The organism is Vibrio sp. CJQ_6, from assembly GCF_043106745.1.
Classification (GTDB): Bacteria; Pseudomonadota; Gammaproteobacteria; order Enterobacterales; family Vibrionaceae; genus Vibrio; species Vibrio furnissii.
In genome coordinates, this window is record NZ_JBICMV010000028.1 from 157,514 (window position 1) to 183,320 (window position 25,807).

At 47.6% G+C, this 25,807-nt stretch carries 24 protein-coding genes; 10 read left to right on the plus strand and 14 right to left on the minus strand.

Translation table 11 applies throughout. The features are described from left to right. Positions 1-106: 106 nt before the first annotated feature. Complete coding sequence (locus tag ACF8PK_RS15565) at positions 107-823, minus strand: NUDIX hydrolase (protein WP_004727239.1); 717 nt, start codon at positions 821-823, stop codon at positions 107-109. Between the two features lie 388 nt (positions 824-1,211). On the opposite strand from ACF8PK_RS15565, the gene pncB reads away from it, so the two are divergent. From pncB to ACF8PK_RS15590, 5 genes are all read left to right on the plus strand, one after another. After that, positions 1,212-2,519 (plus strand): nicotinate phosphoribosyltransferase, encoded by a 1,308-nt coding sequence (pncB, locus tag ACF8PK_RS15570; RefSeq protein WP_143679823.1) that lies wholly within the window; start codon positions 1,212-1,214, stop codon positions 2,517-2,519. Between the two features lie 324 nt (positions 2,520-2,843). Beyond that, entirely contained in the window at positions 2,844-4,751 is a 1,908-nt protein-coding gene (locus ACF8PK_RS15575) for a BCCT family transporter (RefSeq protein WP_004727237.1), read from the plus strand. 179 nt (positions 4,752-4,930) lie between these two features. After that, the gene (locus tag ACF8PK_RS15580; RefSeq protein WP_154179352.1) at positions 4,931-5,698 is read left to right on the plus strand and encodes a DeoR/GlpR family DNA-binding transcription regulator; all 768 of its coding nucleotides are present in this window, start codon (positions 4,931-4,933) and stop codon (positions 5,696-5,698) included. 1 nt (position 5,699) lies between these two features. Continuing rightward, positions 5,700-6,740 carry an oxidoreductase gene (locus ACF8PK_RS15585; protein WP_014257960.1) on the plus strand — a complete coding sequence of 347 codons (1,041 nt, stop codon included), beginning with the start codon at positions 5,700-5,702 and terminating at the stop codon, positions 6,738-6,740. Further along, positions 6,737-7,207, plus strand: coding sequence for a heme-degrading domain-containing protein (locus ACF8PK_RS15590; protein ID WP_392442219.1), 471 nt, complete (start codon positions 6,737-6,739; stop codon positions 7,205-7,207). The genes ACF8PK_RS15585 and ACF8PK_RS15590 overlap by 4 nt, the downstream gene beginning before the upstream one ends. A 25-nt stretch (positions 7,208-7,232) precedes the next feature. On the opposite strand, the gene ACF8PK_RS15595 is transcribed toward ACF8PK_RS15590, so the two are convergent. The 3 genes from ACF8PK_RS15595 to ACF8PK_RS15605 form a co-directional block, all read right to left on the minus strand. Next, the gene (locus ACF8PK_RS15595) at positions 7,233-8,327 is read right to left on the minus strand and encodes a methyl-accepting chemotaxis protein (RefSeq protein WP_004727233.1); all 1,095 of its coding nucleotides are present in this window, start codon (positions 8,325-8,327) and stop codon (positions 7,233-7,235) included. A gap of 341 nt (positions 8,328-8,668) precedes the next feature. After that, positions 8,669-9,931 (minus strand): tyrosine--tRNA ligase, encoded by a 1,263-nt coding sequence (gene tyrS / locus ACF8PK_RS15600; protein WP_286213599.1) that lies wholly within the window; start codon positions 9,929-9,931, stop codon positions 8,669-8,671. Positions 9,932-10,017: 86 nt separating this feature from the next. Then, positions 10,018-10,884, minus strand: coding sequence for a response regulator transcription factor (locus tag ACF8PK_RS15605; protein WP_392442223.1), 867 nt, complete (start codon positions 10,882-10,884; stop codon positions 10,018-10,020). 148 nt (positions 10,885-11,032) lie between these two features. Here ACF8PK_RS15605 and ACF8PK_RS15610 point away from each other — a divergent pair, with 148 nt between their 5' ends. Further along, on the plus strand, positions 11,033-12,163 hold the full coding sequence (locus ACF8PK_RS15610; RefSeq protein WP_392442226.1) for an amidohydrolase: 1,131 nt from the start codon (positions 11,033-11,035) through the stop codon (positions 12,161-12,163). A gap of 64 nt (positions 12,164-12,227) precedes the next feature. Here ACF8PK_RS15610 and ACF8PK_RS15615 read toward each other — a convergent pair whose 3' ends face one another. Then, positions 12,228-12,953, minus strand: coding sequence for an EAL domain-containing protein (locus tag ACF8PK_RS15615; protein WP_392442229.1), 726 nt, complete (start codon positions 12,951-12,953; stop codon positions 12,228-12,230). A 75-nt stretch (positions 12,954-13,028) separates the two neighbouring features. Between ACF8PK_RS15615 and ACF8PK_RS15620 the strand changes: the two genes are divergently transcribed. Continuing rightward, positions 13,029-14,180: a transcriptional regulator gene (locus ACF8PK_RS15620; protein WP_392442231.1), complete on the plus strand. Its 1,152-nt coding sequence runs from the start codon at positions 13,029-13,031 to the stop codon at positions 14,178-14,180. Here the strand turns inward: ACF8PK_RS15620 and ACF8PK_RS15625 are convergent. From ACF8PK_RS15625 to ACF8PK_RS15645, 5 genes are read right to left on the minus strand one after another with little or no spacing between them, the layout of a single operon-like run. Further along, on the minus strand, positions 14,177-15,037 hold the full coding sequence (locus ACF8PK_RS15625; RefSeq protein ID WP_392442234.1) for a hypothetical protein: 861 nt from the start codon (positions 15,035-15,037) through the stop codon (positions 14,177-14,179). The two genes, ACF8PK_RS15620 and ACF8PK_RS15625, sit on opposite strands and share 4 nt — an antisense overlap. A gap of 6 nt (positions 15,038-15,043) precedes the next feature. Beyond that, positions 15,044-15,586 (minus strand): fimbrial protein, encoded by a 543-nt coding sequence (locus ACF8PK_RS15630; RefSeq protein ID WP_392442236.1) that lies wholly within the window; start codon positions 15,584-15,586, stop codon positions 15,044-15,046. Beyond that, entirely contained in the window at positions 15,528-16,241 is a 714-nt protein-coding gene (locus ACF8PK_RS15635; RefSeq protein WP_038151717.1) for a molecular chaperone, read from the minus strand. The genes ACF8PK_RS15630 and ACF8PK_RS15635 overlap by 59 nt, the downstream gene beginning before the upstream one ends. Next, a complete protein-coding gene (locus ACF8PK_RS15640; protein ID WP_392442238.1) occupies positions 16,234-18,681 on the minus strand; it encodes a fimbria/pilus outer membrane usher protein in 2,448 nt (815 codons plus the stop codon). The genes ACF8PK_RS15635 and ACF8PK_RS15640 overlap by 8 nt, the downstream gene beginning before the upstream one ends. A gap of 40 nt (positions 18,682-18,721) precedes the next feature. Continuing rightward, a complete protein-coding gene (locus ACF8PK_RS15645; protein WP_148228015.1) occupies positions 18,722-19,273 on the minus strand; it encodes a fimbrial protein in 552 nt (183 codons plus the stop codon). 231 nt (positions 19,274-19,504) lie between these two features. Here ACF8PK_RS15645 and ACF8PK_RS15650 point away from each other — a divergent pair, with 231 nt between their 5' ends. Beyond that, positions 19,505-20,455, plus strand: a complete 951-nt coding sequence (locus ACF8PK_RS15650; protein WP_392442241.1) for an OmpA family protein — start codon at positions 19,505-19,507, stop codon at positions 20,453-20,455. An 11-nt stretch (positions 20,456-20,466) separates the two neighbouring features. Here ACF8PK_RS15650 and ACF8PK_RS15655 read toward each other — a convergent pair whose 3' ends face one another. Together ACF8PK_RS15655 and ACF8PK_RS15660 are read right to left on the minus strand one after the other, a co-directional pair. Further along, positions 20,467-20,841 carry a rhodanese-like domain-containing protein gene (locus ACF8PK_RS15655; protein WP_154179346.1) on the minus strand — a complete coding sequence of 125 codons (375 nt, stop codon included), beginning with the start codon at positions 20,839-20,841 and terminating at the stop codon, positions 20,467-20,469. An 87-nt stretch (positions 20,842-20,928) separates the two neighbouring features. Continuing rightward, on the minus strand, positions 20,929-21,720 hold the full coding sequence (locus tag ACF8PK_RS15660; RefSeq protein WP_154179345.1) for a helix-turn-helix domain-containing protein: 792 nt from the start codon (positions 21,718-21,720) through the stop codon (positions 20,929-20,931). Positions 21,721-21,824: 104 nt separating this feature from the next. Between ACF8PK_RS15660 and ACF8PK_RS15665 the strand changes: the two genes are divergently transcribed. Beyond that, positions 21,825-22,778: a DMT family transporter gene (locus ACF8PK_RS15665; RefSeq protein ID WP_392442244.1), complete on the plus strand. Its 954-nt coding sequence runs from the start codon at positions 21,825-21,827 to the stop codon at positions 22,776-22,778. Between the two features lie 52 nt (positions 22,779-22,830). Here ACF8PK_RS15665 and ACF8PK_RS15670 read toward each other — a convergent pair whose 3' ends face one another. Further along, on the minus strand, positions 22,831-23,376 hold the full coding sequence (locus ACF8PK_RS15670) for a nucleotidyltransferase family protein (protein ID WP_392442246.1): 546 nt from the start codon (positions 23,374-23,376) through the stop codon (positions 22,831-22,833). 102 nt (positions 23,377-23,478) lie between these two features. After that, a complete protein-coding gene (locus tag ACF8PK_RS15675; protein WP_014257973.1) occupies positions 23,479-24,660 on the minus strand; it encodes an MFS transporter in 1,182 nt (393 codons plus the stop codon). Between the two features lie 140 nt (positions 24,661-24,800). Here ACF8PK_RS15675 and ACF8PK_RS15680 point away from each other — a divergent pair, with 140 nt between their 5' ends. Next, entirely contained in the window at positions 24,801-25,682 is an 882-nt protein-coding gene (locus ACF8PK_RS15680; RefSeq protein WP_238770469.1) for a LysR substrate-binding domain-containing protein, read from the plus strand. The last annotated feature ends 125 nt before the right edge of the window (positions 25,683-25,807 follow it).

Sequence of the window (25,807 nt, forward strand, 5' to 3'; positions counted from 1 at the left end):
CGTGGCAACGTCCGGAATGGGCGTGATGAAGCGCGAGTCGTCTTGCTGACATCATAATCAGAGCCAGCCACTCACGGCAAGCGATTGCGTGAGGAGTTCGGGGCGCTTAGCCGCGCAGACAGGTTTGGAAGTAGGTCACTTCATTGCTGGGCAGGCGATAAACAGTCGCCGGTTTGCCGCCTTTGCCCTTGCTGGAGGCCGCGATCTTGTTGGCGCTGACAATCACGCCTGTATCAATCAGGCGACGTTTGACCGTCATGCGATTCACTTCAACGCCAAACTTGGCGTAAGCCTCGATGATGTCGGCCACCAGAAACTCTTTTTCCAATGAAAACAGGACCACAGACGTGTATTCCACCGCTGCGCGCAGCTTTTTCCACGCGTGTTGGATTTGCGCCACATGGTCAAAGGCCAGCGCCATGTCGCCATGGAGCAGCGGTTCGAGATCAAACCAGCCAGCGCGACTGCGGTCGATGCCAAAATCTTCGATTTGTTGCACGTTGGATGGGTTGAGCAGCGCGTAATGCGAAATGCTGACGCTCCAGCCATCGGGGTCACGTTTGGGGTTTCCGTCTACCAAGGGGTCGCTGATGAAGTTGGGGTAGGTGTGCACTTTTTGGCGACAAATGCGGCGTCGTGCGGAATCGAAATCTTCATCGGCGGGTTCACCGCCGCTCGCGGTCAGGTCTTCATCGTACACCAAGCCGCCCGGAACGGCCCATTTGCCGCAGTCGGGTCGGTTCGGATTACTTCGCTTCACCAGCAGGGTTTGGATCCCCGAAGGGGCCAAGCGAAGGCAAATCATATCAATGGTGACGATCATAGTGTTTTCCCAACGGCAGTGAATCTCTGGCTCGTGTTCATCGCCAGTCGTGTGTTTTGCGCGTGATTCACGCCAGCGTGTTGCAAGTGCGTTGTGTGACGAACAATGGGCTCATTCTAGGCAAGCGATCTGTTTGGGTCAAATGTAAATAACATAATGTGACAAACTAAATTTTATTCAATGCGTTGGTGCCTTCCTTGGCTGTAAAGGCTTGGAATCTGATTGTTTTGCATCAATATCCATGATTGATTTGTGGATATGTAACTATTGTTAGGTTTGTCACAAAAGTTGACAAACTTCGTGTGCTCATTTAATGTGCCGGAAATAGTTAGGAACACAATGTTACTAACATGACTAACCCCCATGTCGTGAATTGAAGGAAGGCATCATGAACTCTCGCCTGTTTTCTCCACACATCATCCGCAGTTTGTTGGATCTCGATGCCTATAAAATCAATATGATGCAGGCGATCCACTCCCTCTATCCAGACGCGCAGGTGCGTTACGAACTGATCGTACGCAGTGATGAGGATGTGAGCGAGCTGTTGGAAGAAGTGCGCGATGAGATTCGTCATTTAGCATCCCTGCGTTTCTCGGATGCCGACATTGTGTATCTGAAACAAAGCTCCCCGCATCTGAAAACCTCATTTTTGCAAGCATTACGCTACTTCCATTTTCAGCCGGATCGTCAGGTCGAGTTTGGCGTGATCAAACAAGATGGCAAACATCAGCTGCGCATTGGGATTCAAGGCAGCTGGCGCGATACCATTTTGTACGAAACCATCGTGATGTCGATTGTGTCTGAAGTGCGCAACCGCCGCCGCTGGGCGCAGGTGCCTGCGGAACTGCCATTGCAAGTGTTGGCGGACAAAGTGCAAAAGCTCAAAGCAGACATTGCAAAGCGAGGCATCACCAATTTCTCGCTCACCGAAATGGGCACTCGTCGCCGTTTCTCCAGCCAAGTGCAACGGGATGTGATGGCGTATCTGGCGCAAGAAATGCCTGAGCTGTTGCTGGGCACCAGCAACTACCATTTTGCGCGCGAGTTTAATCTGAAGCCGATTGGCACCATTGCCCATGAATGGTTCATGGGGCATCAGGCGCTGGTTAATGTGCGTGATTCACAGCGTGTGGCGTTGGAGCAATGGCTGAAAGCGTTCGACGGTCAATTGTCAATTGCGCCCACAGACACGCTGACTATTGACGCGTTCCAAGAAGACTTCAATATGCATCTTGCCAAGGCGTACGACGGCATTCGTCACGACTCGGGCTGCCCATTCAAATGGGGCGATCGCATGTTGGCGCACTACCAAAATATGGGCATCGATCCCGCGTCGAAAGTGTTTATCTTCTCCAACGGCCTGAACTTTGATGAAGCGCTGGATCTGTGTGAATACTTCGCAGGTCGCGTGCGCATTTCGTTTGGCATCGGCACGTTCCTGACCAACGATCTGGGCGGTTGGACCAATGAGCAAGACATCGCCTATCAGCCATTGTCGATCGTGATTAAGCTGACCGAATGCAATGGTCGTCCGGTGGCTAAAATCAGCGATGAGCCTGAAAAAGCCATGTGTGAGGATCCGCTGTTCTTGGCCAACCTCAAACGCCGATTCAACATCGAGTTGGATGTCGATGCGCTGATTGAGGAACTCAAACATCAAAAGCGAGCCAAACGGCAGTACATCGCAGCAGCATGATTAGAAAAACGGCGTTCGCGCCGTTTTTTTTCGTCGCGGATTTCCCGGGTTTGCTGCGTGCTTCACTTGATGCTGCGCGTGATGCTGCGTTTGAGCCACGCTGGCGTGGTCAGCTCTTTTCTGCCTCAACGATAGGATGAAATCGGGCGACAATTGTTGTGATTGCGTTGGTTTTTATTCACGTAGCTTTTGAATGGTTTTGTTGTTATATTTCTGTTTTGTAAGATAATTGTTTTTGATTTTCATCATTAATGATTGCATTTGTGCATTGTTTCACGACGCGTTAAAAGACAATGAAAGGATAATCATCGCGAAGTGAATGGAATGAAAAAATATTTCGAATTGATCGACAAACCTACGTTTTTTGGCGCACTTGGCCTGCTGTTTCTGGTGGTTGTGCCACTGGCGTTATGGCCAGCAGAAGGCGCAGATTGGATTGCCGTTGCCAAAACCTTTATGACCGACAAGCTCGGTTTTCTCTATCTCTCCTTAGGCCTTGGCGCCATCTTCTTCATGATTTACATCATCTTCAGTGACATTGGGCAAATCAAGCTCGGTGATGCAGATGAAAAACCCGAATACGGCACGGCGTCGTGGGCGGCGATGCTGTTTTGTGGCGGGATCGGCGCCAGTATTTTGTATTGGGGCATGATTGAGTGGGCGTATTACTACATGGCGCCACCGTTCCAGCTCGAACCCGGCAGTGAAGCGGCGATTCGCTGGGCGGCCACGTATGGGATCTTCCACTGGGGGCCGATTGCGTGGGCAATCTACTTGATTCCGGCGGTGCCGATTGCGTACTTCTTCTACGTGCGAAAGCAGCCGGTGCTGAAAGTCTCGGCGGCGCTGATGCCGATCATCGGTGAAGCGCGCAGCTTTGGGAAAACCGGTAAAGTCATCGACATTCTGTTTATCTTTGGTTTGCTGGGCGGTGCTGCGACCACGCTCGGTTTGGCGGCCCCGCTGATCAACGAAGGCATCAGTTACCTGTTTGGCATTCCGGCGACCACCATGTCGCAAATTGGTGTGTTGATGCTGTGTACGGTGATCTTTGCTTACTCGTCGTACAAGGGGATGGATGGCGGCATCAAGGTGCTGAGTAACATCAACTTCTGGGGTGCGATGGCGTTGCTGGCCTTTGTGCTGGTGGCCGGGCCAACCATTTTCATGCTGGAAACCGGCCTAGATTCTGTGGGCCGCATGCTGAGTAATTTCTTCTCCATGGCCACGTGGGCAGAACCGTTTGGTGGCTACGGCACGTTTGAAGACACGCATTTCCCGCAACATTGGACCATTTTCTACTGGGCGTGGTGGTTGGTGTACGCGCCAAGCATGGGCCTGTTTGTGGCCAAGATTTCGCGCGGTCGCACCATCAAACAGATGGTGACGGGGTCGATTTTCTATGGCTCGGCAGGCTGCGCGATGTACTTCATTGTACTGGGTAACTACGGCTTATCGTTGCAGTTGTCGGGGCAGTTGGATGTGGTGGCGATCCTCAACGAAGCCGGTCCAACAGCGGCAATTTTCAGTATTTTGGAACAACTGCCTTTCAGCACCGTGGTGATTGCGGTCTTTACGGTGCTGTGCATTATTTTTACGGCGACCACGTTTGACTCCATCTCCTACATTCTGGCGGCGGTGGTGCAAAACAACGTTGAAGAAGAGCCGATGCGTTGGAACCGTTTGTTCTGGGCCTTTACGCTGTCGGTGATGCCGTCGGTGTTGATGTTCATGGGCGGACTGGCGACGCTGCAAACCGCGGCAATCGTGGGCGGCCTGCCGCTGTTGGTGATTGCGGTGATGTTGATGATGTCGGGCATTCGTGCGGCGAACCTCGATTTGATGCATCAGGAAGGGTATGAGGATCCGGTGATCAACATTGAAGAGTTGCCGGAAATCGACCCTTGGTCGCGCGAAGGGATTGCATTGGCCCGCTTTGAAAAGCTCAAAGCCGAAGCGGTTAATGCTGCGGATCAGGAGCGCGAAAAACGCACCGAGATTTGGGCCATCCAGAAACTGTTGCGCTCTCAAGCGTTAGCCAATAAAGAGCAGGGATTGGAGCCGGAATCGACCTCGCAGGACGACCTCGATCGGTTGCAGCAATTGACGGATGAGATGATGGCCATCAAACAATACAAATTGCAGGCGTCTGAAAGCGCGCAGCAGGCGCGGATTGAGTTCAACGAGCTTTTGCGTGAGCGTCAGGCGGAATCTGCGCAAGCACAAGCCTAAATTCACGATTTGCGAATTCGACGATTCGCAGCCCATTGATCGCAAAGCCAGTTCGAATCGGACTGGCTTTTTTTGTGTCTGCGCATTGCGGATTTTTCAATGCTGCGTGCGATCTTTTACGTGACATCAGGGGTCAATGCGGCATAATGCATTAAAAACACTTACGTGATATTAAGTTTATGACCCAAGAAGAACGCCTAATTCACTTACAAATGCTGATCAAGCAGCAGGGAAAAATGACCCTAACCGACATCTGTGACCAGTTTGGGGTGTCGCGTGATTCCGCGCGGCGCGATCTGGTGAAGCTCACTCAGTTGCCGGGCATTCAGCGCATTCGTGGCGGTGCGATGCTGGCGCCAGTGTCGCCGAAAAGCGAACCGTTTGCGGCCAAAGCCGTCAGCGCGAGCAAGCACGCGTTGGCGCAGTGCGTGGCATCGATGGTGGATGCGCAGGATTACATTGTGCTCGATACCAGCACCACGTTGGCGCTCGTCCCCGGTTATCTGGCCGCACCCGCGACCATCGTCACCAACTCAGTCAACACGCTGGCTCAGGTTGAAGAGGGGGCTTCGTATACGGTCCATTTGTTGGGCGGCCATTTTGATCCGTACAGCCGCGCCATTTTGGGCCCGCAGGCCGAGCAGCAAATGGCTGGCTATCATGTCAACAAAGCATTTATTGGCGTGTGTGCCCTGTCTGAGCGCGGCTTGACCACTAACTATGAACAAGAAGCGTCGATGAAACGCGCGATGATGGCACAAGCGCAGCAGATCATTTTGGTGTGTGAACAGCGCAAAATGGGCACCGAGAATTTTCATCACGTGTGTGATGTGGCGGCGATCGACATGGTGATCACCGACGCGCCACCCGCGCCAGCACTGCAAGAATTATTTGACCGTCACGACATTCAGTGTGTTGTGGCGACCGCACCAGAAGGACAGTTTTGATATGACTTACGCTCCGGTAAAAACCGCCGTGATTGGCTACGGCTATTCGGCGAAAACCTTTCACTTGCCTTTCATCAACGCGCTGCCTGAGCTGACGCTGAGTGCGATCAGTTCCAGCCAACAAGCCGCAGTCGCGGCCGATTGGCCAAGCGCGCAATGGTTTGGTGATGCAAATGACCTGCTGGACAACAGCGATGCGGAGCTGGTGATCATCACCGCGCCGAACGATGTGCATTACCCGCTGGCCAAACGCGCGCTGCAAAATGGCAAGCACGTGATCGTTGAAAAGCCGTTCGTGACCCGTATTGAAGATGGCGAAGAGCTGATTGCATTGGCGGCGGAAAAAGGCCTCACGCTGAGCGTGTTCCATAACCGTCGTTGGGATGGCGATTTTCTCACCCTGCAAAAGCTGATGGCGGAAGGGCGTTTGGGTGACATCAAACTGTTTGAATCCCACTTCGACCGCTACCGTCCACAAATTCGTCAGCGCTGGCGTGAACTGGCGCAAGATGGCGGCGGTATTTTGTTTGATTTGGCGCCGCACCTGCTGGACCAAGCGCTGGCGCTGTTTGGGCTGCCACAGGCGATCAATGCGCAGTGCCGCATGATGCGCCCGGGCGCGACCACCATCGATTACTACAACCTGATCCTGCACTATCCAAATCATTTGGTGCACCTGCATTCAAACCTTTACAGCCCAGAGCCGAACCTGCGTTACAAAGTGCTAGGCAGCCTGGCGAAGTATGAGAAATACGGCCTCGATCCACAGGAAACCTACCTCAAAGAAGGCAAGCAACCAGACAGCCCGCAATGGTCGCAGGAAGAAGCGTCGTTGTATGGTCAGCTACACAGCGAAACGGGATCAGAAACCATTGCGACCGAACTGGGCGGCTATCAGCTCTATTTCAAAGGTGTGGCGGATGCGATTCGTCTCGGCACGGCCAACCCGGTGCCGCCAGAGCAGGCACTGCAAAACATCGCGCTGATTGAAATGGCGCTGGAGAGCAGTAAAACGGGTCAAACGTTGCAGGTGAACTTATGAGCCTGACACTGGCCGAGATTGCGCAGCAAGAAGAGGCGCTGCAACTGAGCCATTTTAACCACGATGTGGCGTGGCAATTGGGCTGCACGCTCAAACAGATGGCGGAAAGCCAGCAAGTCGCGGTGGCGATTGAAGTGTATGGTTTTGGCCAGACGCTGTTCCAATACGTCATGCCGGGCACGTGCGCGGATCATCTCGACTGGATGCGCCGCAAACGCAATTCGGTGCTGCGTTATGGCCGCAGTTCTTACTATCTGTCGCTGTACAACGCGCAAAAGCAGCGCGAATTTGAGACGCAGCCGCACATTGATGCGGCGGCATATTGCGCTCATGGCGGCTCGTTTCCGATTCGAATTGCCGGGTCGGGATTGGTGGGGGCGGTGACGGTGTCGGGCTTGGCTCAAATCGACGATCACCTGATGGTGAGTGATGCGCTGCAAAGCCTGCAACTCTCCAGCGCCCAATAAACACGAAGCCCCGTAAGGGGCTTTTTTAGGCCGGTTGATCGAGTATCACTTCTCGCATCAAATGATCGATGGTTTCCACCACCTGTTCACTGGCGCTTTCCATCGCTTGTAGTTCATCCACCAACTGATTCAGGTTCTGCTGCTGTCCGGCCAACAGCGCTTCTTTGCCAGCGTCGTGCACGCGCTGATGCGGCTCCTTCAATCGGGCAAAGTGATGCAAGTGACTGTAGAGCTTGGCGCCGTTGCCTTTAAAGTACCATTGACCCAAACGGCATTCGGTGTGCGCATTGACGCTGCTGTCGAATGCTTGCTGCTCAATGTGTTGGTAGATGTGGTTCTTCCACACCGCGTGATCAATTTTCACGGTATCGAGGAAGGAACGCGCGGTCGCGATGCGAATCACCTCTTGCATGTGTTGTGATTTCGCCAGTACCGCATTCACCACCTGCTCAATTTGCTCCGAGGAGGTTGCCACTTCCAACGAATACGTTTGGTTGCTGTTGATGGATGCTTTGATGTCGGAAGTTTGTGTGATCACCTGTTTCACCAAGTGTTCAATTTGATCGCTGGCGTGGTGCGCTTTGCCCGCCAACGCGCGAACTTCATCGGCGACCACGGCAAACCCCCGTCCGGCTTCGCCAGCGCGTGCCGATTCAATGGCGGCATTCAACGCCAGCAGGTTGGTTTGTGCAGAGATCTCTTGAATCGCATTGATGAGTTGGCCGATGGACGACGCCGTGGTGTCGAGAATGGCGGCAGCTTCCATGTTGCTGATCGCTTGTTGATTGATGCGTGTCGCCCGTTCAGACAGGCGGCTCAAGGCCGATTGCGTTTGGGCAAACATGTCATCCAACTGATGCAGCTCATTCAATTCCTGTTCCATCTCTTCGGCGCTGCGCGCCAGCCCAGTGCGAATCGCTTCCAGCATGGCACCGCCGCGCAGTTGCGCACGGATGACTGCGTTGGTGGTTTGGTCGCTCTGTTGGAGATTGCAAATCTCGCGCTCTTTTTGCGCCAGTTGGTCGACTAAATCCTGTATCTCTCGTTGATGTTGTTCATGTGTTTCCGTCTGCTGACGGCGCATGTCTGCAAGCTCGCGCTTGAGTTTATGGTTAAACACTGCTGCCTCCCAAATTAGCTGAACTAACAACAAGCAGCAATGCCCTGCCGCTTTGTGCTGCACGCGTTGATGCGTGATATCGATTGCACTCGAGATTATGCCATTTTCAGTCACCGTCATTTCGAGAGTTACACCATAGAAATGCATAAATACCCAGCAATTGTGAAAGAAAAAATTACTTATATATTAGTTATTTAAATGAGTTTTAGGTTTCTATCTGTGCGGCGGATGATGGCGGTATTGAGCGCTCATTTTTGGCGGCAGAATGAGCAAATTGGGGTGGGGATGGAGGCATTGCCCGCCACATCAGCAGCGCGGCGGACAATGTTAAGGCGCTCGGCTTAGCTCAGTTTGATCAGCGCAAACTGTTTCTTACCGCGTTGCAGCAGGTAGTAGCGATCGAACAGCGCAAAACTGTGGCTCAAATCGGCGTCGGCCATTTTTTCCCCGTTGACGCGAATGGCGCCATTGGCCAACCATTCGCGTGCCTGACGCTTGGAACTGGCGAGTTGTGATGCGATCAGCAGTTCAACCACATCATCTGCAGTGCTGACGGTGGTGCACGGCAGCCCGTCCAACTCCAGTTGTGCCAGTTCATCTCGGCTGAGCTGCGTAACAGCGCCACTAAACAGGGCGTCACTGATGCGCTGCGCGCTCGCTAAGCCCGCTTCCCCATGCACAAACGCAGTGATGTTCTCGGCCAGAATTTGCTGCGCTTGCGGCTTGCCGCTTCGCGCGGCATCTTCGGCTTCAATGCGTGCAATCTCGTCCACCGACAGGAAGGTGTAGTAACGCAGAAAACGGTATACATCGGCATCGTCGGTGTTCAACCAGAACTGGTAGAACGCGTAGGGCGAGGTCTTACTCGCGTCCAGCCAAACGGCGCCCCCTTCGGTTTTGCCAAATTTGGTGCCGTCGGATTTGGTGATCAGTGGCAGCGTTAAACCATGCACGGTTTCGTTGTTCAGGCGACGGGTGAGGTCGATACCGCTGACGATGTTGCCCCATTGATCGTTGCCGCCAATTTGCAGGCGACACTGATGTTCGCGGTTCAAATGGGCAAAGTCGAACGATTGCAGCAGCGAGTAGCTGAATTCGGTGAACGAAATGCCTTGGTCTGGACGAGCCAGGCGCTGTTTCACCGATTCGCGGTTGATCATCGCATTGACCGAAAAGTGTTTGCCGATGTCGCGGAAGAAGTCGATCACATTCACTTGGCCTGTCCAGTCGGCGTTATTGACACACCGCAGTGGCTGGGTGAGATGCGGCGTCATGGTGCGCGTGATCTGCTGGCGTAAATCGTCCACCCATTGCTGCACGGTCTGCGCTGAGTTGAGTGTGCGTTCGGTGGCTTTAAAGCTTGGGTCGCCAATCATGCCTGTTGCGCCGCCAATCAGCGCAATGGCTTGGTGCCCCGCATCTTGAAAACGTTTGAGCATCAATAGCGGCACCAAGTGACCAATGTGCAGGCTGCCCGCCGTTGGATCGAAGCCGCAGTACAGGGTTTGCGGTTCAGAGAATAGGGCGGTGAGTTCATCGAGCGATGTGCTTTGCGCGATCAGGCCGCGCGCGGTTAAATCATGAAATAGGGTTTGGGAATTCATACAGCCTCCAAGATGTCTTGCAGGCAGAGTAACGGAAAGGGCTTTGGGTCGGCGATGTCCCTAAAGGGATAATCGCGGTGATTTTTTTAAGCGCGTGGTGAATGGTTGGGCGCGCCAATCAGGTGATTTAAAAACAGCTGAAACAGTTCACTGAGCGAAGCAACATGGAGCTGCGAGTAGATGCGCTTGCGATGGTTTTTGACCGTGCCGAGTGTGATGCCCAGTTGCGTCGCGATCTCTTGCGAATCCAACCCTTGTACCAGCAAGGCGGTAATTTGCTGCTCGCGCGGGCTCAGCAGTTGGGTGCCAAAGCTTGTTAGTGCGCGTTCTACCCAACGGCGCATGTCGGGCGTGTGGTTGGTCTCGCTTTCCTGCGTGGTGTCATCGCTGTGGGCCAGCAGCAGTGCATTGGCGCTCCAATGTTGGCGGCAGAGCGGCGCCAGCGTGTGAAAGCGCTGTTTGAGCGCTTGTCGCTCCTGCGCGGAAAAACTGCGCCCGGCAGCAAGGTGGCCAAGGTAGAGCAAAATCCAGCGTTCATGGTCGAGTTGCACCACCAAGCTCATTTCATCTTGCCAGCCGGTCTGCGGATAAAACTGCTGTTGATAATGGTGTTGCTGATAACTGTGCGGCGCATCGGTCATCTCGCTGAGATGAAACACGCCTTCTTGCTGCGTATCGGCCACCAAACGATAGAACGGATCGTGCTGATATGACTCCGTCAGGTAGCGTTGAAACAGCAGTTCGCGGTTATCCGGAATCGAATCGTAGAGATAAATCGGGTGTTTGTTGTGGCGATAGCCAAGCATCACCGCGCAGTCAAAATCGACAATCTCGCGCAGCAGCGCCACATAGCGCGACGTAAAGGCGGGCGTATTGAGTGCGATAATCGCATCACCTAAGGCGTGATATTCGGAAAGAGAGACGTGCACACACACTACCGATTGAGAAGACATTACGGCAGTATGCCTGTTTGCACGCCACAGATCGAGCGCGACATCCAAGCGCCGCGCCCCGCAAAGTGTGAAGCGAATCAATATTTTATTGCCAGTGTTGCGGCAAGCTGAACATTCACAGGCTTGTTAACCTAGGAGGCGCCGCATTATGGCTGAGATTTGTTGGACGCAGTTTCGCCGCACACTGCATCAATACCCGGAACTCTCCAATCAGGAACATCAGACCGCTGAGCGCATTCTCGCGCAATTTGGCGCTTTCTCGCCCGATGAGGTGGTGACGGGATTGGGGGGCCGCGGCGTGGCGTTTATATTTCAGGGCCAAGCGCCGGGGCCAACCACCCTGATTCGTTGTGAGTTGGATGCGCTGCCGATTGAAGAAACCAACCAGTTTGCGCACCGTTCGGTGCATCAGGGCGTGTCACATCAATGCGGCCACGATGGTCACATGGCGATCGTCAGTGCGCTCGGCCAACAGTTGAGCCAGCAACGCCCGCAAAAAGGACGGGTGGTGTTGGCGTTTCAACCTGCGGAAGAGACCGGGGAAGGGGCGATCAACATGGTGAACGATGCCAAATTTGCTACGTTCATGCCGGATTTCGCCTTTGCGCTGCACAACTATCCGGGGCTGGCACTGGGCCATGTTGCGGTCAAAGCTGGGCCGTTTAATTGCGCGTCACGCGGCATGATCATTCGCCTGAAAGGCAAAACGTCTCACGCTGCGCATCCGGAAAACGGTGTGAGTCCGGCGCTGGCGATGTGTCAGATTATTGAGCATTTAAACGCATTGCCGGCATCGCTCACGGAGCGCTGTTGGGTAACGGTCATTCACGCCAAGTTAGGCGAGATTGCGTTTGGCACCGCGCCGGGCGACGCGGTGGTGATGGCGACGCTGCGCAGTGAAACCAATCAGGCGATGGAAACGTTGGTGGCCGCCGCTACGCAGTTGGCGCAGCAGAGCGCGCAAGCGAGCGGGCTGACATGGTCGCTAGAATGGCAGGATGTGTTTCAGGCCAGCGTGAACTCGTCACTGGGCTGTGATTTGGTGGTGCAAGCGTGTCAAAACACCCAGACGCCGTGCACCCTGCTTGACGAACCGATTCGTTGGTCGGAAGACTTTGGTCAGTTTACCGCGGTCGCAACAGAGGGCGCGATGTTCGTGCTCGGCTCAGGCCAGCAAAGCCCGCAACTGCACAACCCGGACTACGATTTCCCCGATGAATTGACGCCGATTGGTCAGCGCATTTTTGCCAGTTTGATTGAGCAGATTAACGGTTTTTGATATTTGAACTGCATGATGAAATAGGCACAAATGATGTGCCTATTTTTTTGATCTAATGATGAATTTAAGACGATTCTATGTTGAGTTCTGTAATTGGTGCAGGTTTATGCAACAAAAAACCTTGCAGTGATATTTGTGCAACATCAAGACCTTTGACGGTTGCGATTTTTGCGGCCTCATCAATTCCTTCGAACGTAATGCTTCCAATATCAAATTTCTTTGAGAAGTAAATACAAAAATCGATAAGGTTTTTGTGTTTTACGGAAGACATTGTTGAATGTGAAATCTTTATACCATCAATTAGACCGCCTAAGTAATACATAATCCCAATGTTATTTAACCCTTCAGAAAAATCGTCCAGGTGAATTTTTAAATTTGTGCATTGTTTTTTTAACGTCGATAGGGATTTTTTTAACAAGTAATAGTTTGGGATTGCTCCATTTTCTACTAATTCCAAACACAAAGTACACTCATTTAGCTCAAGGTACTGAGCAATTTTATATATAAGTTTCTGATTGTAATCATCCAATACACTGACGTGATGTATGTTTATAGAGATGGTTTTATGCCTAGGTAAGTGCATCGTGCTTAAATAGGTTAACAATTTATTTAAGATTGTAAAATCCACCTTTTCTTCTAGATTGTTTCTATGGATTTTAGACCAAAAAAAAGAACGATTTATTATTTTTCTTGGTCTGAACAATATTTCATAGCCGATTTCTCTCATTTGAGGAGAATTAAATATTTTTTGAAAGTATAGGTCACCATCAAATCTAACAAAGTAGAACATAAAACCTCTTTATATATTGACAATAAGATAAAAAACATTATATTTCCACGACGTATTTAATGAAGTATTACGAACATGAAAGTTAAGTTTGACACAACAAAAAATATAATTATTAACAATAAAACAAAAATAAAAGAGCGCTTGAGTAACAAAGAAAAACATCTGTTAGTAGAACTTTTTGATAAAAGTAAACTTGGCCATATTTCTTCTAGAAGTGATTTAAAATCAGCAGTATGGCCCCATTCTATTAATGCTGATTCAAGTTTAAATAAATATATTCTTTCTCTAAGGCGCAAGTTTTCTAATTTAGGTTTTGATGATGTAATTTATACAGTTCCAACTGTAGGATATTATATAAAAGATGTATCCGTGCTTATTTTTATAGAGAATAAAATCAATCACATAGATAGAATTAATCATCTGAGCGTTAGAAATATCATTTACTATGGTATTAGTGCTTCTATTACAATGTTCCTTCTCTGCGACTATTATAATAATCAAGATAGTTATTCTCACAAAGTCAGTAATGATGTTGTTTCGTTGTACTCTATAAATAACAATGATGTTGATTATGGAAAAATTTTATATTTATTTAATAATATTCCAGCAGTAAAAGAACGAAAATTGAGTACCACCATATTAGTTACAGACAAGATGTTATCTATCCATGTGTTTAACATTTCGGATATCGTTATAAATATAATCCACAATGACAACTTTGAGTTAATAGATCAGTGGGTCAAAAAAGTCAGTGATATTGTAGAATCTGATTATGGAAACTTAGTTCATACAAAAAATGCATTTTCTGATACGATGTCTATATATGGCCAGTCATCTGTATATTGCCACTCTAAATTTAAGTCACTAGATGATTGTATCTATAAATATAATAAAGCACTGCTTTACAAGATAAATAAAGATGTTTATCACCAAGAAAATCATGTGAAAATTCAACTTTCTGATGGTCAGGAAATAGCAAGTTATCATAGCAATGGAAATGTAAAAGGGAATGAAATTAAAGGTAATTATCAGTCCAATCGGTATAATTTAAGCTATAACCTAGAATTGCCAGATGGGTTTGAATTATTCAAGAACTATTCACACATTCTAAATATGCCAGTGTCTGACAACGATTTATTTTACAAAAAAGTAAATGGAGATATATATTTTTCTACTAATTATAACGGTGAAATTATATATCTCCATGGAGTTAGTAATATAATTTAAATATAGTCAATGAGTAAAAACGTAGTGGCATAATCATCTCCAGGTTGTGTAGGAAATTGGTAGTTGTACTTCATTTTTATGACATTTATGCCGCTATTGACGGAGTGAATTTTATTGCTATCTTTGTCATTAATTGTAATGGATATTCTTCCATCTAAAAGGGTCGATGGGTTTTCCCATGATATTTTTATGTCTGTATTTGTAGTACATTCAATTTGTAGATCTCTTTCTCCTGAAGTTCCACTCGTGTGAGGTACACTCCATGTACCTACATCAATGGTTAAATTGTTATTTTTCCATAAGCATCGATGTGTCGTTGGCGGAACATTGTAACAACCACTAGGAACAACATTATTTTTTACTGGTTCAGATGATGAATAATTAGTGTTCATCATCCATCCAATGAAATAAAATATACCTAAACATTCTTTTTCATTGTTCGGTGGGCAACCACCATGGTGTTGTACAGTGAGTGTGGTTGAACCACCGTTTTCGATGCCGTAATGCTTTGATAACAATTCAATAGCTGATATCAGTGAGTCGGTTTTCTTGATTGAGACATAAGTTTCTGCAGGTCCGCCTGAAACGTTCCAATACCCAGGTCCGTCGTAATTGACATGTGTTAATCCTGCAATATTCCCGTCTCCATCAGGTGCTGGTTTTGCCCAACTTTCAACGACACTTTTTGGATAAGGAATCCCGGTGACCGTTACGGGAAGAGACCAGTGCTGACACATAAGATAATCATAGTTACCGACACCAGTGATCATCGGAACATATATAAACTCTCCGCCATAAGTTAAGTTTGAAAATATAATAGTTATTATTGTCATGATATGTGTTATTGTTTTTAACATATTCAGCTACTTATACTCTATTACAAATGTGAGTGATGAAGTAAATTCACCACCATGAAAATCACCATTTTTTATGCGTTCAATGTAAGCCTTGTAAAATAAGATATTTGATTGAAAATCTGTTAAATCATTAGGAGTGTTAAATATCACTTCTGATCCGTCGATGTTTTCTAATCCAATCGCTAGTCCCTGTAAAGACGTCTCAATCAACTCTGCTGTTTCATTTAAAGTGTTGCCATAAAATATAATATTATCTATGGATTTAGTGTGTTCACAGTTTTGAAATTTTATCTCTATAATTTCAGAATATATTTTTTCTGAGTATTCAATTTTTGTATCGGTAAATGGTATGTTAATATTCTCACTTTCAGAAAGTAAGGCGCACGTTTCAACAGTAAATTTTCCTTTGAACTCAATCTGAAAATATTCTGTGTCGGCTAAACATAGATGACTAAAAAAAATAAAAATTGAATATATTAATAATGGAAAATTATTGGACAATTTTGCATTTCCCCCAATTACAAGAAAAAGTCTCTTTTCTTTTTCCACCCCAATCATCAATATAAGTAATAAATAATGTTTTTTTGCTGTCAATAGTTTTCTCTATATCTATAGAAATATTTTCAAATGGTTTTATCATTAAAGCCTTGTCATAAATTATTTTATTTTCATCTTCAATTGAACTAATTGTTATATGAAACGGAGAATTATCTTCTAGCAACATTTTTTGTTCACTAAAATATACGGTGAGTTCATTTAATGGACTATAGTTATCAGTCATCAAACTAGATATTGATTTTGGTCGATAAAATAATTTTATTCGACTTTGTGTGGATATTTGAAGTACGTTTTCATTTGATGATTTTGGCGGAATTTCCCGAATACTAAGGTACTGAACACTTTCACGATCATTTGGTAAAGATTGACTGTTGATGTCCACCACTCTAAATTTCGTGTCAGAGTTTTCGTTAACACGCTGAATTGGAGGGATGGCTGTGAAATAGCGATCTTTTTGAGCGTTTCCATCATCCACCCATGCTTGAACTAAATATGGTGCGTTTTCACTATAATTGTGGATCTTTAAGCTGATGGATTTTTCTCCCTCTAAAAATATAGCTCTAGTTCGATCAATCGCAATCGCTGAATATGAGCAAGGAGAGAAAAATATAGCGCCACACAGGGTGGAAATAAATAATTTATTCATGGTTGTTATCTACCTTTCTACAAATAGAATATTCTGTAAATATGTTCTCATCCAAATAGATGCGACATCTATTTGTGTTATCTAGATTAACGTATGCATATTCACCAAAATTTATACCAGATACATACGCATTGCCATTCTCAGTAAACATACCCATATATTGACCTTCACCATTTTCAATCACTGATGAAAACGGAACATATGAGCCATTTTCTAGTCGAATGTTGATCATGCCTTTTTGACCATGTAGAACGTCAAACTTATGGTAGGCAATTGCACCATCTGTGAGCGTAAACGTAGATACAGAATTGCTTAATATCTCCGTATTGTCTGGTAAATTATCGACATCGACTGACACTGAACTTCGTTTATAAGCATTGATATTACTAACGATGGCATTTCCTTTTCTATTTGTTGGATTAGATATGCCATTACCATCAATATGAACGTCTTTGCTTTTAGGTGTCGTTACAAAAATTCGACTACTGTTTGCTACGGAATTATTGTGTAGAACTGCCCCATACTTAGTTGCTGTTAGTCCACCTTGAATGTTTATATTCTCTGTTCGAGAATGGTCAGAGTAAGAACTACCATTTATTGCGACTTTGGCCATGGTTGAATCATGTGTGTAGTAACCGGAAATTCCGTTGATATCTCGATTTTTGTTGAGTGTGACGACATAGTTGTCATTATTATTCCTACTGGAATAACTCGCATTATGTGTCATCTTCCCTGCGTACGAAGAGTTATGGTAAGACATTCGAGCCTTTCCTAGTGGCACAGAGATATTCAAGTAATACCCATTTTCTGAATTTATATCGCTATATGTTCGATAACCAATTAGTGACCAGTTGATGTTTTTTACATCGAACATCTCGGTATAACCAGATATAGAAACACTATATCTTTCATTGGAATCATTATCCCAATATGAGTTTTTGGTATAATCTATAAATGTTGAAAGATTGGATTGATCAAACTGTTTACTAAGCACGATCACATAAGTCTCTTTCTCATTTTTATTGATAATATCTTTGCTTTTTGCACTGATAGCATCAGACATTGACATGTAGTTCTTGTCTGAAAATTTGTAACCTGCAAATGTTACTTGGCTAGATAAGTCGCTAAATTCTTTTGAATAGTTAATTTTATAAGAATTTCCTTGAGCGTGGGAATGCTGATTAAAAGAATATTTAGAATTTGAATGACTCCAGTCAAAGGAGACCGCTCCTAAATTATCTAAGTCCCAACCAGTGCCAATCGCAAAATTACTATAGTAGTCACTAGCGATGATACCATTGTAAAGTGACCAACCATTGTTAACTCCCCAAGATGTCTCACCAAATAAAAAACCAGATGCTATTTTATTATGCTGATTATCATTGGGTTGCCCCACAGTTAGGTTGTATCGTAGTGTTCCTGGTCGAGTTAAATAAGGTATTGATGATGTATTGTAGGTGGATTCTTGTACACTCCCATCAGCCTCTTCAATTCGAATATCCAGTTTGCCACTGATTTGCCTGTCGAGGTCTTCTATTTTAAAGAATCCTTGTGGTACGGTCGTTTCGTAGAGAATTCGATTGTTTTGTGTCACGATCACTTTTGCGTTTGTTTGCGCAAAACCCGATATCACAGGCGCGTAACCACGAAGGTGCGGTGGAATCATGGATTCGTTCGTGGTCAGGTTTATGCCTTGATATAAAAAGTTGTCGAATATTTTTGATGTGAGCGTTGATTCACCAATTGTTACTCGACTTTCAAGTGTTTTGATGTCGGTATAAGCATAATATCGGTTGGCAACTAATCCAGTGTGTTCGCTATTGCCCGAGTTACTGCGTGTTGAAGTTTGCCACTCCGTTCTGAATCGCCAACGGTCGAAATTTAGCCCGGCAACACCATAAGCAGAAGAATTTTTTGATGTTCCGTCGGTGGATTTACGATGGCTAAAGTTAGTATTGTAATCAATGATTAACCCTGTCTCTCCGGTAACCCAGCGTTCCGACGGGTCCCAGTAACTATCACTGTATTCCAAGTTTTGCTTTGGTATCGTTACAGTCAGGCTGTCGTTGACTAGAGATACGTCGGTATGTATATCGAATAGTTCGGAATTCATACATCCTTGCTCATCAAAGATGATCGCATCTTTAATTGTTGTTTTCATTCCAATTAAATCAACGAGTTCATTATCAATGCATACGTAAGTACCCGATATCAATGATTCATAGATATTGATATTAAGCATTCTGGCAGTATTAACATTATTGACATATATACTGAGTTCGTATTTACCAGGAAGTATGAAGTTATCTGATTCAAATTTTGAAAAATCAATAGACTGCTTTTCTTCAGTACTGAGCAGATCTAGATTGAACTCAGTTGCCTGAATTATTGGAGCCAATAACGCCAGTATTAGTAACAAACGTGGGTGAATATGTGTCATTGTATAACTCTTATTTATCTGACATCCCTGTCATTTTTTATTAGTTATATTCTAAGATGAAGTCGGTTACTGCAGTAAAGTTACCGACATTAATTGGTGCAAGTTCAACACCTTCACCGTTAGGGATTTGTACACCTGTCATTTTTGCTTTGAACTTCAGTTCATTGGATCCATCAACAAGATTAATGTTATTGGTCGGCTGACCAAGTGTAATTCTGTCACCTTCAAATTCCATCAGTGCAACGGCAGCGCCTGATGCTGTCCCATTAATTGCGAGAGATTTTTTAGATGTGTCTGCAGGTTCACCTTTAAATGTGACCGTTACATTTTTTATCGTGTCTAGATCACAGCCCTCTAATTTAATAGAAAATGGCACATCCGCTGTTTCACCACCTGACGCCAGAAGTGATTTATTGACCTGACCGAGTGAAATTGTTTGTTCGTCACTTCCTGGTGCGATATAGCAAGGTGCATCAATAATTGCACCAGAGAATGTGATTGTACCCGTTCCTGCGCTTGGATCTGCGACCGCAGTGGTGGATAAAAACACTGAAATAATTGCCGGTAAAATTAATAATTTAGTATGAGTCATATTTATTTTTCTCTAAACACAGTACACATTTTTTGTTGCTTGACTGCTTCCAATTTTAAATTATGTTGTTAAGTGTCTGCCTAACGGTTTTTCATATCCTTACTGGACGAGGATGAATCTTACTGATTGATCTTTGGAAAGGTAGTTAAAGAAAGTTACTTTAAATTATTCAACAAAATCAACTAGTTATGATTTGAATTGATAGTACATTACTATAGGTAATTTGGTTTTATGTTCCGTTTAGTTTTTTGTTTTTTGTTATTTACATCTTTTTATGTTGAATCTAATACATATATTGGAGGATATGCAGGAAGAAATGCTTCATCTTTTGATGATTGTATTGATTGTGGGAATAGCGGTTATTTACAAGGCGTCGTTGGTGAAGAGTTTTTAGGGTATCTTTCTGCAGAGTTAGGTTTTCATCATTTCAGAAATACCAGTGTTGAATATTTGTCTAATTTGGTGAGCTTTTCAGGAAAAATGTCTATACCTATCAATGATTATATGGACTTCTACACAAGGTTTGGTGTTTATGAACATGACATGGATTTTTCGAAAGGGGGTAGTATTGGACTCGCCTTAAATGTTGATTCAAATGTTAGGTTACATCTTGATAATCAGTACATATTTAAAGGTGATGCTGTTGATGGTCATAAAATAAATATGATATCACTTGGTGTGAATTACTATTTCCCGGTGGACAATCAAGTTGTTACTAGTGATATATTGCAATCGAGACCAGCTGAAATGGTTATTGATAGTAGTCAGGTCGAACCGATGATTAATAATAGCCCCATTGAATATCATATTCCCAAAGATATGTGCGCTGAAAGTATAGAAAACATGCTCTCTGGACAGTACGCCTTCCACTTCGGATTTGATATTCACTATGAGGCACTGGATGATGTTTTTGTTTATTCTAAGGTGATCGATTGTATTTCTAAAGATAGCCGTATAAAAGTGCTTTTGGTCGGTCATGCTGATAATCAAGGCTCAAACCAATATAACTATGCTTTGTCTCTCAGAAGGGCGGTGACTATTTCAAATATTTTAGTGGAGTTAGGTGTCGACCCAGAGCAAATCGTCATTGAAGCCAGAGGCGATTCTGAGCCCATTGCGAATAATGCGATTTTGGAGCAACGGAAGAAAAACCGTAGAGTGGAGATGATTCTGAGTATATAACCACATATGCTTTAATTAAGCGGCGTCAGCTCTAAGCGGGTGTTTTGCATTTCGGTTAGGCCGCCGCCGTTGTGCACGTTGGTAAAGCCTTGTTCTAGCAGCGCTTGCATCGCCATGGCAGAGCGGTTTCCGCTGCGACAATAGACCACGATCGGTTGGTCTTTATCAATCGCCGCAAACCCAGTCGCGACATCACTGAGCGGAATATTGTGGGCGTTCTCCACATGGCCTTCGGCAAACTCATCCGGCGTGCGCACATCTACCACCAAAGCGCCGCTATCAATCATTTGCCATGCCAGCTCTGAGCGCTCAGATGCCAGCAATGGCGCTACGGGCAGGGCCAAAAGCAGCGCCAAACACGCCGCTTTCCAGTGAAAAGTTGGCATACTCTTCTTCCTTGTGAGGTTTCCGATGAGCTGATTATGGGCGATAGCGCGTGGTTTCTCCATGATGCCGATTCCAATTTAGGTTCTTCAGGCCCCGAGATTGCGACGGTATTCGTCGGGCGTGACGCCCATCAAACGGCGGAACATGGCAATGAAGGCCGACGCGCTGGCGTAGCCGAGATCATGAGCGATGTTCTCCACTTTATCGCCTGCTTCGAGCATTGGCATGGCTTTCACCACGCGCAGGCGCTGACGCCATTCCGACACCGAGATGCCTAAATCGCGCTGAGCGCGGCGCATCAGGGTGCGTTCCGTAGTATGGGCTTGCTTGGCCAATGTTTGCAATGAGGCGTTGCTGGCGGGATCTTGCTCCAGCCACGTCAGCACTTTGCTAAGCAGTGGGTCGGTTGAGGTGGGCAGGTAGCTGCCAATCGGTGTGGCGTGGGTCAGCTGTTCGACCAACACTTGCAACAAGCGAAACTCCTCGTCACGGTAGGGCGGTGTGATTGGCGTTTGGCGCAGATGCTCTAGCAGTGCGATCACCAACGGACTGATTTCCAGCGCGCAGGTGTGCAGTGGCATGTGATGGCACAAACTTTCATCCACATACAGCGAACTGTGGCAGGTTTCGTAGCGGTTAAGCCCTTGATGTTCAACATTCGGCGGCAGCCACAAGCCATATTGTGATGGTGTCAAATACTGGCGGCTGCCGACTTTCACTTCCATCACCCCGCTGAACGAGTAAACGAATTCGCCCCAAGGGTGGCTATGGCGCGGATAGGCCGCATCGGCAGGCATACAAGCGGTGCGAAACACCAATGGCGCAGGCAATGTGGTGCTGAACGGCGGGGTATGCAGCTGTTTGGTTAAAATACTCATGGGTCACTCTGTCACATCAACGCTATGCGTTGTCAGATTCTAGCTATATGTCTGAATCACGACAACGCATAATGTAGCCATCATCAATCATATGGATAACAAGAATGACGTCGCGCAAACCAATCGATGGCATGGCGCTCGGCATCATGGTGGTGTTCTGTTTCACCATGGGCTTGCAGCAAATTGCACTAAAATCCACCGGCAACGACATTGCCCCGATCTTGCAAATTGGGATGCGCTCGGGCATTGCGGCCGTTTTGGTGATGGCGTATGTGCTGCTGCGCGGTAAAAAACTGGTGTTTGCCGATGGCAACTGGAAGCCCGGATTGGCGGTGGGCACCCTGTTTGCGCTCGAATACCTGTTTCTTGGCGAAGCGCTGCGTTACACCTCAGCATCGCACGCGGTGATTTTCCTCTATACCTCGCCAGTGTTCAGCGCGTTGATCCTCCATTTTCTGATTGATTCGGAGCGCCTGTCGCCCGTGCAATGGTGTGGCATTTTGCTCGCATTTGCCGGGATTACGGTGGCGTTTTTGTGGCATCCGGGGACTGCGGTGTCCACGCAACCCGACATGCTGTGGGGCGATTTTTTGGCGCTGCTGGCGGGTGTCTCATGGGGATTAACCACGGTGCTGATTCGCAGCTCGAAACTGGCCAATGTCTCTTCCGAACAAACCTTGCTTTATCAACTGGTGGTGGCGTTTGTGGTGCTGATTGGCGCGGCCATTTGGATGGATCAAACGGCCATCAATCCAACGCCATTGGCGCTCGCCAGTGTCGCATTTCAAACCTTGATTATTTCGTTTGGTGGCTTTCTGGTTTGGTTCTGGATGCTCAATACGTACATCGCCTCGCGCCTTGGCGTGCTGTCGTTTATGACCCCGCTGTATGGCGTGGTGTTGGGGGCATTGATTCTCGGTGAGAAAATCGAAGCGGGATTCTTGTATGGTTCTGTGATGGTGATTGCAGGCATTGTGCTGGTCAGCGGCCATGGCTGGATCAAGCAGTTGCTGACGCGTCGCCGAGTCAGCCTCAACCCCACCATCAAACCCGATTAACGAATAAACCCGATGAACGGATTGCGCGGCTCACCCTTGGGGTGGGCCGTTTTTACTTCACACGCAATTTTGGCCAAATCGTCAGCCAGCGCTTGGTCGCGATTCGCTGCCGAAAGACCTCAGGCTGGGGAAAATCGGGATTGATGCGCACCTGCAACGACCAGTTTTCTTCTAAACCAAAGGGCGCAAAAAAGTGCAGATGGCCGTCGGCTTCCAGTCGCACGCCGACACACGTTGGCACTTCCACCCAACGGGCAATCCCATCGCTGCAACTGACGTACGGTGCGTGACCCTGTTTGAGGTGCATGCGCGCCTGATTACGCACTTCCCAGCGAATCTCTGGCACCAAGTGATGGAGCTGACGTTGCCAGTGTTGCTCGGTATCGAGTGAGCAATCATCACGGTCAAAGTAAACCACATCCACATCGTTGAGCGGCGTCATCTCACGCTTGTCATGCAGCGCATCCCAGATGGCGTTGCGCAGAAATCCGGCGCCGAGATAAGCATCGGGCAGATTGAGCGATTGCACTGCATGTAGGCAGCGCATGCGCAAGTCGTCTTGGCGCAGCAGCGTGTCGGTTCGGCAGAGAGCATTCATCAGGGTAGCCAGTAAAAATACAGTGTGACATTGTAAAACGACGTGGCAGGAAACCAATAAAAAAAAGCCCTCAATTGAGGGCTTGGGTTTGATGAATGACCGTTACAGTGAGCGAGCAATCTCGGGTTGACGTTGGTCCAAGCGATGGCTCCAGCGGGTGAGCAGCAACGCGACGGCGACAATGATTGCGCCGACCCACGGCGTGCTCATTAATCCAGATTGTTTCACCACGATACTGCCGCCCCATGAACCGAGCGCAATACCGACGTTAAAGGCAGCGATGTTCAATCCCGATGCCACATCAACTGCTTTCGGTGTGTAGTGTTCCGCCAGTTTCACCACATACACTTGCAAGCCAGGGACGTTACCGAAAGCGAAGGCACCCCAAATCAGGACCATCAGCACGGCAGCAACAGGGTGCGGCGCAGCAAAGGTGAACAGCAGCAGAATCAGGCTCAAGCCAGCAAAAATGATGGTCAGCGCGCGAGTTGGGCCATGTTTGTCGGCCAGTTTGCCACCCCAAATGTTACCCACCGCAACGGAGGCGCCGTACACCAGCATCAAAATACTGATGGTGGTTGACGCAAAACCAGAGACGTTTTCTAGAATCGGTGCAATGAAAGTAAAGGCTGTAAAGGTGCCGCCGTAACCCAGTGCGGTGATGGCAAATACCAGCAGAAGGCGAGGCTGTGCCAGCACTTTGGCCTGCTCAGTCAATGTGGTTCGTGGCGGTTGCGGCAGGTTGCTTGGCACCAAAAATGCGCTTCCGATCAAAGCCAATAGACCCAAAATTGCGACGATCAAAAAGGTGGTTTGCCAACCCAAGGTTTGGCCGATGTAAGTTCCCAGAGGCACACCGGTGACGAGAGCGACAGTCAGGCCGGTAAACATGATTGCAATCGCGCTGGCGGCTTTGTCTTTGGAGACCAGTCCGGTTGCGATGGTGGAACCAATCGAGAAGAACACTCCGTGCGCAAGGCCAGTCAGAATGCGGGCTAGAATCAAGGTGGAGTAACCTGGAGATTGCCAAGCAAGCACGTTGCCGACCACAAATAGTGCCATAACAGACAGCAGGACACGTTTACGATTCCAGCTGCCGGTTAAGGCGGTGAGCACGGGCGCGCCGATGGCGACGCCCAACGCATATAGGCTGACCAGTAAACCGGCCGAAGGGAGTGAGACATTCAGATCATGGGCCATGGTCGGGATCAAGCCGACGATGACAAACTCAGTGGTGCCGATGGCAAACGCACTGAGCGTAAGAGCTAATAGAGCAATGGGCATAACAGTTTCCTCGTTGTGCTTCAGCGTCAGTGACGTGAAGCGAGCTGTGCGATGGCGTGCATTATTCATGAGCTTTTATTTGCGAAAAACGCTAGTATTGGCAAAACAATTTTGTGATTTTTGCAATAAATGGAGTGCGTATGCTGACTCGTTCGGACGATTTGGAAATTCTCATCACGGTGGTAGATAGCGGCAGCTTTTCGCAAGCGGCGGAAGTGATGGATGTGCAGGTGGCGAAAGTGTCGCGTGCCGTCAGTCGGTTGGAGCAGCAACTGAGCATCACGATTTTAAATCGCACCACGCGGCGGCTGGAACTGACCGAAGAGGGTAAGCGCTTTGTGGAATCGGTACGCGCCGGGTTACAACAGTTGCGTCAGGCCGAAGAGGACATCGTCTCTCGTGGCGAGTTGCCCAAAGGCAAACTACGCGTTGATGCGGCCAGCCCATTTATGCTCCATCAGCTGGCACCCTTGGTGCGTGAATTTCACGCCGCGTATCCCGATATTGATCTGGAACTGACCTCCAACGAAGGCTTTGTCGATTTGTTGGAAAAGCGCACCGATGTGGCGATTCGTATCGGGAAACTCAATGATTCGACTTTGCATGCACGGCCGTTGGGGAAAAGTGCTTTGTATGTTGTGGCGTCGCCGGATTACCTCGCCCAGCGTGGGTTCCCAACCACGCCGCAAGAGTTGCATCAGCACGATATTGTTGGTTTCACCGCGCCACGCACCTTGAATATCTGGCCGCTCAATGGCACCGAGTTTATCGAACCGACGATTGCATGTAGCAGCGGCGAAACAGTGCGTCAGTTGGTGATTGCAGGCAATGGCATTGCCTGTTTGTCGGGCTTTATGGTCAAAGAGGACATCGCCGCCGGGCGTTTGGTGGCGCTGTTGGATTCGCACCGCAAGCTGCATTCGGATCGCGAATTCATCAATGCGGTGTATTACAAATCGTCTAATGTGGCGCGTCGCATTTCGGCCTTCATTGACTTCATTCAACCCAAGTTCAACCTTTGATTGCCACTTTTGCAAATCGGACAAAAATGTTTTGTCTGTTTGCGACTTAATTTCATGCTATCAGGCGATTAGCATGGTTCCATCGCTGAGTGACTCTGGTACGTGACAAACCATCCGAGTCTCTC

Excerpts from the sequence above, each read along its gene's own strand:
- ACF8PK_RS15655 (WP_154179346.1), bottom strand. The coding sequence starts at position 20,841 with ATGCCAACTTTTCACTGGAAAGCGGCGTGTTTGGCGCTGCTTTTGGCC.
- ACF8PK_RS15640 (WP_392442238.1), bottom strand. The coding sequence starts at position 18,681 with ATGACACATATTCACCCACGTTTGTTACTAATACTGGCGTTATTGGCT.
- ACF8PK_RS15680 (WP_238770469.1), top strand. The coding sequence starts at position 24,801 with ATGCTGACTCGTTCGGACGATTTGGAAATTCTCATCACGGTGGTAGAT.
- pncB (WP_143679823.1), top strand. The coding sequence starts at position 1,212 with ATGAACTCTCGCCTGTTTTCTCCACACATCATCCGCAGTTTGTTGGAT.
- ACF8PK_RS15575 (WP_004727237.1), top strand. The coding sequence starts at position 2,844 with ATGAAAAAATATTTCGAATTGATCGACAAACCTACGTTTTTTGGCGCA.
- ACF8PK_RS15635 (WP_038151717.1), bottom strand. The coding sequence starts at position 16,241 with ATGAATAAATTATTTATTTCCACCCTGTGTGGCGCTATATTTTTCTCT.
- ACF8PK_RS15615 (WP_392442229.1), bottom strand. The coding sequence starts at position 12,953 with ATGTTCTACTTTGTTAGATTTGATGGTGACCTATACTTTCAAAAAATA.
- ACF8PK_RS15645 (WP_148228015.1), bottom strand. The coding sequence starts at position 19,273 with ATGACTCATACTAAATTATTAATTTTACCGGCAATTATTTCAGTGTTT.
- ACF8PK_RS15610 (WP_392442226.1), top strand. The coding sequence starts at position 11,033 with ATGGCTGAGATTTGTTGGACGCAGTTTCGCCGCACACTGCATCAATAC.
- ACF8PK_RS15665 (WP_392442244.1), top strand. The coding sequence starts at position 21,825 with ATGACGTCGCGCAAACCAATCGATGGCATGGCGCTCGGCATCATGGTG.
- ACF8PK_RS15650 (WP_392442241.1), top strand. The coding sequence starts at position 19,505 with ATGTTCCGTTTAGTTTTTTGTTTTTTGTTATTTACATCTTTTTATGTT.
- ACF8PK_RS15565 (WP_004727239.1), bottom strand. The coding sequence starts at position 823 with ATGATCGTCACCATTGATATGATTTGCCTTCGCTTGGCCCCTTCGGGG.
- tyrS (WP_286213599.1), bottom strand. The coding sequence starts at position 9,931 with ATGAATTCCCAAACCCTATTTCATGATTTAACCGCGCGCGGCCTGATC.
- ACF8PK_RS15585 (WP_014257960.1), top strand. The coding sequence starts at position 5,700 with ATGACTTACGCTCCGGTAAAAACCGCCGTGATTGGCTACGGCTATTCG.
- ACF8PK_RS15590 (WP_392442219.1), top strand. The coding sequence starts at position 6,737 with ATGAGCCTGACACTGGCCGAGATTGCGCAGCAAGAAGAGGCGCTGCAA.
- ACF8PK_RS15675 (WP_014257973.1), bottom strand. The coding sequence starts at position 24,660 with ATGCCCATTGCTCTATTAGCTCTTACGCTCAGTGCGTTTGCCATCGGC.
- ACF8PK_RS15670 (WP_392442246.1), bottom strand. The coding sequence starts at position 23,376 with ATGAATGCTCTCTGCCGAACCGACACGCTGCTGCGCCAAGACGACTTG.
- ACF8PK_RS15620 (WP_392442231.1), top strand. The coding sequence starts at position 13,029 with ATGAAAGTTAAGTTTGACACAACAAAAAATATAATTATTAACAATAAA.
- ACF8PK_RS15660 (WP_154179345.1), bottom strand. The coding sequence starts at position 21,720 with ATGAGTATTTTAACCAAACAGCTGCATACCCCGCCGTTCAGCACCACA.
- ACF8PK_RS15625 (WP_392442234.1), bottom strand. The coding sequence starts at position 15,037 with ATGTTAAAAACAATAACACATATCATGACAATAATAACTATTATATTT.
- ACF8PK_RS15605 (WP_392442223.1), bottom strand. The coding sequence starts at position 10,884 with ATGTCTTCTCAATCGGTAGTGTGTGTGCACGTCTCTCTTTCCGAATAT.
- ACF8PK_RS15580 (WP_154179352.1), top strand. The coding sequence starts at position 4,931 with ATGACCCAAGAAGAACGCCTAATTCACTTACAAATGCTGATCAAGCAG.